This is a genomic window from Robinsoniella sp., from assembly GCF_034124845.1.
Genome location: NZ_JAWYAJ010000068.1, coordinates 1 through 5662, shown reverse-complemented (window position 1 = coordinate 5662; position 5662 = coordinate 1). Strand labels below are relative to the sequence as shown.

At 42.2% G+C, this 5662-nt stretch carries 3 protein-coding genes; all 3 read right to left on the bottom strand.

The genetic code is table 11. The features are described 5' to 3' along the window. Positions 1–359: 359 nt before the first annotated feature. The 3 genes from ACH2DQ_RS03465 to ACH2DQ_RS03455 all read right to left on the bottom strand — a co-directional run bounded on the left by ACH2DQ_RS03465 (position 360) and on the right by ACH2DQ_RS03455 (position 5262). Positions 360–740, bottom strand: coding sequence for a hypothetical protein (locus ACH2DQ_RS03465; RefSeq protein ID WP_394912692.1), 381 nt, complete (start codon positions 738–740; stop codon positions 360–362). Between the two features lie 92 nt (positions 741–832). Then, positions 833–3979: an alpha-mannosidase gene (locus ACH2DQ_RS03460; RefSeq protein WP_394912691.1), complete on the bottom strand. Its 3147-nt coding sequence runs from the start codon at positions 3977–3979 to the stop codon at positions 833–835. 98 nt (positions 3980–4077) lie between these two features. Then, a complete protein-coding gene (locus ACH2DQ_RS03455) occupies positions 4078–5262 on the bottom strand; it encodes a response regulator (RefSeq protein WP_394912690.1) in 1185 nt (394 codons plus the stop codon). Positions 5263–5662: the final 400 nt, after the last annotated feature.

Sequence of the window (5662 nt, the reverse complement as noted above, 5' to 3'; positions counted from 1 at the left end):
ATCTGAGCGAATAGCTACGCCTTCTCCTTTGATTCCATAAACTCCAGTGGGAATGATAGAATCTCTAACAGATACATTTTGAGTTTCTACTTGTGTCGGATTCGGTGCAGCTAAAACTGTAGTGCCAGGTACTAAAAGTGTTAACATTGATAAAACTGCAATAGTGCGTTTGATCATAAATATGACCTCCTTTGATATATTATATACTTTTTGGTTACATTCGGAGTATACCACACTCAAAGAAAATAACATTCCCCATTGACTAACTAATACCTTTTTTCGTCTAAGATGCATTTAACTACACAAAGCGTCTTTTACCAGCTAAACCCAAAAAACGCAACTCTCAAAACAGACCATTATTAATCGGCTTTATATACTTTAATACCGTAACTTCCAATAAAATCACTGCACTCTGCAGCTACTGTATAGGAATCATTTTTATCCAAAGTAAAAAACGTTTCAAGAGCTGTTGCTTTTGCCAATTCATATACTTCATTACCCGTTGAATCTAATAAAACAATATCTAAATCACCATTTTTAATGTTAGACCTAAGTGAAAATTTAATTCGGCCGCCTGCCTTGCCTGAGAATGAGACGCTGGAAGCAATCGTTGTCTTCTCCTTATAATTACGATTGATATTACCCAGCAATTCCGGACGAAAATACAGATAACCGCTAATTACTATGGCTATAACGATGATCGCAATGATTCCTATTCCTATTACACTTTTCTTTTTCATTATTACCCCTTTTGATATTAAATTTTATATAGACATGATACTAATTTAACAGTATCTCTCTCCCACAAATTTAATTAACAGATGCAAACATACTACCGCTTAACCTTAAACGTCAATATCTCATAAGGCGCTATCTCTATCTGAAAGCTACTTTCATTTACAGCCTCCAGCCTTTCTTCTTCCTCCAGAAGATTGCACCTGTAAATCTCCTTCATCTTCTCTGGGAATTCCACTGTCATTTTTGTTCTCCGGTTGTAGCATTCATACATGCGGACTACCAGATCTTCACTGTCTTCCGCAGGTTTTACGGCTTCTACCATGACATTCTCGGCTGATACAGACACAGTGCTGTACTTTTTCGCCAGGCTTCCGCCTTCCAGCTTCTTTACATTTGCAGTCATGGACTGGTTCAGCTGGTATGCCTGTCTGGGTACATTTCCCTGCCGCCAGCCATCCTGATGGGGATATAGGGAGTATGTAAAAAAGTGCTCTTCCTGATCCGCCTGTGGATTGGGATATATACCGGATTTGATCAGGGTAAATCCTACCGTTCCATCCTGTACATGGACTCCGTATTTACAATCATTCAGAAAGCCGATACCGTATCCGTCTTCTGAGATATCCATCCATTTCTGATAGCAGACTTCAAATCTTGCCTGATCCCAGGAAGTATTTTTAACCAGATCCCGTTTGATATTTCCATACTGGATTTCAAAGGTTCCTTCTTTGCTGTGTATTTCCACCGGGAACAGTGCTTTCAGCAAGGTCTGGCTCTCCTTCCAGTCCACTCTGGTCTTTATATCAATTCTCTTCGTATGGGAATACAGGTAAATCGTCTGTTCAATTACAGAATCCTGATACTTCCATTCCAGATCAATCGCATAGCGCAGGGGACCTTTTTCACTGACTTCCATGCGGATCAAATGATCCACTTCCCAGCTTCTCTCCTGATAGTAGTCATAGATATTCCAACCATCAAAATCATGGGGTTTGTCCTCATATGCCATAAGTACATTTGCCCGGTGTCCTGCCTGCAATAATTCCCGCCCTTCTTCTTTGTCATAAATAGAGGTAAACTGCCCTTTATCATTGAAGCAAAGGTGATACCACTTTGTTTCCACTTCACCATTTACCATGACGAACTCTGTAAATTGATTTGCCTGTGCCGCATTTTGCTCCGTAATATCTTGTTTTAATACCTGCGACGACTTTTTGTCTTCTGCCATTTCTTCAACCGGTTCAAACACACAGTACCCCTTGGCAGGTACATCCGGTGCCAGAAATATCCTGGAACCGTCACTGTTTTCCTGGATAGCAGATGCGGTGCCGCCGGCTTGAAAACCGTTTACATTCCGGCTTACCGTTTCCGGCACTTCCAGAATATCCGTATTTAGAAAACTATTCGGATTAAACACGGCTATGATTCCTGTATCTCCTGCAATCTGATCCGTTATTGCCTGAAGCAGTTTTGCTTCCAGGGCAAGGAGTTTTTCGCTGAGTATTCCATATTCCCGTCTGGAATCCTCATATACTTCCGCAACGGAAGAACCGGGGAGAATATCGTGAAATTGATTCCGCATTAGAATTTCCCAGCATTCAAGGAGCGTTTCCCTGTCATTTGGAATGGATAGGAGTGAATTAGCCATAACCGACCATAACTCACTTCTGCCCAGCAGAAATTCTGATTTCCGGTTGGATCTTTTATTTCTACCCATGGAAGTATAGACGCCTCTGTGGTATTCCAGATACAGTTCACCATACCACTGGGGCATTTTCTTTTTCTCTTTTACTTCCTGCTCCAGCTCCTGGAAGAACTCTAATGCGGTGGACTGTCTGGTTCTGGGGCATCCGGGAATGCCAAGAGCAAGTCTTCTCTGGGTTTCCAGCATTTCCCGGGTAGGACCGCCTCCTCCATCTCCATATCCATAAGACAGCAGTATCTGACTGTTCAGTTCCTTTTGCTGATACCTCTGCCACGCCCCCTTTATCTGGGCTGGTGTAACATAACCGTTATAATTTGTTGTAAATGCAGAATAGTGTTCATTATTGGTCTTCACGCTGCGGGTTGGCGAAGAATAGTCCCTGGCACAGATAAAATGTGTCAGCACCTTTGTGCCGTCAATCCCTTCCCAGTAAAACGTATCGTAGGGAATCTGGTTTGTCTCATTCCAGCTTATTTTCGTAGTCATAAAATAATCCAGTCCGCATTTTCTCATGATCTGGGGCAAGGAGGCAGAGTATCCGAATACATCCGGCAGCCACAGTATATGGTTTTTCTTTCCGAACTCTTTTTCAAAAAAACGAATGCCGTACAGACACTGCCGTACAAGGGATTCTCCGTTGGGTATATTACAGTCTGGTTCTACAAACATCCCGCCTTCTACTTCCCATCTGCCCTCCGCCACTCTTTGGCAGATCTTTTCATATACATCCGGAGCATCTTCCTTTACATACTGATAAAGCTGAGGCTGGCTGGACATAAAGATATATTCCGGATACCGTTCCATCAGTTCCAGTACCGTAGAAAAACTTCTGACCGCCTTATCCCGGGTCACATCCAGCGTCCAGAGCCATGCGATATCAATATGGGTATGTCCCACACAGTGAACCACAGGGCTAACCCCTCCGTTACAGTTTTGATACAGTTCCTCCATCATGCAGGCTCTGGCTGCTTTTATACCCCTGTGAAAATCCGATGAATGAGGTTTTCTGAGATCCAGAAGTCCACATGCTGATTCCAGGGCAGTGATAATCTGCCGATAGTTCTCCTCATCCTTTTCCAGAAGGCACGCCACCTGATATGCAACCCGAAGGTCATAGTACAGCTCCTCTACTTCTTTATCTACTTCCCGGATTTCCCCACGAAGTAAAATCGGACGATTCTGGTATTTCGTATAGCTTCTTAATTCCAGATCAAATACTTCCTCTTTCCCACCGTTTTCCGTCAAAACCGCCGTTCTGTGGTTTACATCCATCCCCTGAATCCGTTTCTGATTGACAAATAACTGAAACTGGGGGTTTATGGCATCCCATTCTCCTTCCCTCCCGGTAGACAGACAGAACTCCACATATTTTCCCGCAAAGCAATCCGGCAGAATAATTTTATGGCGAAGAACAGAATGCACACCGTCTTCCCATTTCTTATCCACATCAAAATTCTCCAGCAGAACCGTATTGCAGTACCGCATTTCCCCCAAATCTTCTAATAATTTCCCCAGTCGTTCTTCTCTGAAATCCATATACTTCCTCCTGTTTATAATAAGTTTTTGCAGTGCTGATTATTGATGCCACATAAAGTAAAGAAACCCATAACCTGATCTGCAATGGCTTCCTTTACTTATTCCTTAAAACTCACTCCCGTCACTTCCACCGGATTGATGGACATCTCTTCTAAATTAGAAGCCACAATCATCCAGATACGCACACAAGCTGTTTTCATGTTGTCAAATTCCGTTTGTTTCTGATAGGCTTCTTCGAAAATGTTCTGTACAATGTCCAGCATTCTGTCACCGTCATACTGAAGCATTGCCTGTACCAGTTCATTTTCTTTCTTCTGGATATTCAGATACGTTTTCCGCTCTTTCCCCATATCCTCACGATATTGTATCATAAACTCTCCCGGCATATAAGGTCTGCACCGCAGCGCCTGCAATGCCTCTCGATAAGATTGCCTTATCTCTTCCATCCGCTCTTTTAACTCTCCCAGTGACACCGTAATATAGAAACCCAGTTCATCCTTAATTTCCTGATAAAGCCTGTGCAAAACCTCTCTGTATTCCTTTTCTTCCTGTCCCTGTTCCATGAGAATCACCACAAAGCGGGTGCCATTGTCCCGAAAAACCGCCTCCTGAGACGACAGTGCCAGTATATTTCTGATGGACTCTTCTATAGATTCTTCCAGACAGCGCCTTTCCTCCACCGAATGCTGTGTCAAAAGGAAAAAATCATCTACCGAAATCAACAAAACCCGGTAGCATGGACCAGCGAACCCTAGCCCCAGCTTACGAAGCTGCTCCGTCACTTCTTCCTTTCTCGCCTGATCCGTCAGCTTTTCACTGATTAAAGCATTCAACAGCCTGCTGCGCACATAATCATAATTTTCCTCCACAAAAGTCTGCTGAAATATTTCCCGTTCCTCCCGCGCCTTTTCTTTTTCTATTTCCTTCTTCAATTTCACCACGGTCTCCAGCAGCTCATCCGCATTAATCGGTTTCAGAAGATATTCAAAAACCCCAATCTGCAATGCCTGTTTTGCATAAGAAAAGTCATCATAACCGCTTAGAATTACAATTTTCATCCAAGGAAAAGCACTTCGTATCCGCTTGGATAAGGACAGCCCGTCTTCTCTCGGCATACGAATATCCGTTAAAATAATATCCGGCTGTAATTCTTTTGCTAACTCAAAACCGGTGATACCGTTAGCTGCCTCTCCGCAGATCTGAAATCCTTCTTTTTCCCAATCCAGGGAAAGAATAATGCCTTTCCGAACAATAAAATCATCTTCCACAACCAGTATTTTCATAATTTTTTATCCTTTCGGTCCGTTCAAAAACAGATTACCCGCAAATCCCCATTACCCAATGTGACGTTACGGATGCTTTCTATCTCTGCATGTTCATATAAATTTACTATAAATCAATCATATCATATTTGCAATATAAACATCCGTATCACAGCCACGCTTGTCTTTTTGTGCTGTGCTTCTTCGCACCTTGATAATTGAATAGACTTTGCACAGCATATATGGTAAAATCATTACATATGTTAATCATATAAGGAGTGGATAAAATGGATAACAATCTTAAAGAGATATTGATATCAATTCAATCTGGGATTATTAATCTACAAAATGATATGACGGAAGTAAAAACAAGCTTGAAAAAGATTGAATTAACCATAGAACTTGAAACAAACAAGAAAAT

Bases quoted from the DNA above. Each gene is read 5' to 3' on its own strand.
- ACH2DQ_RS03455 (WP_394912690.1), bottom strand. From the start codon at position 5,262: ATGAAAATACTGGTTGTGGAAGATGATTTTATTGTTCGGAAAGGCATT.
- ACH2DQ_RS03460 (WP_394912691.1), bottom strand. From the start codon at position 3,979: ATGGATTTCAGAGAAGAACGACTGGGGAAATTATTAGAAGATTTGGGG.
- ACH2DQ_RS03465 (WP_394912692.1), bottom strand. From the start codon at position 740: ATGAAAAAGAAAAGTGTAATAGGAATAGGAATCATTGCGATCATCGTT.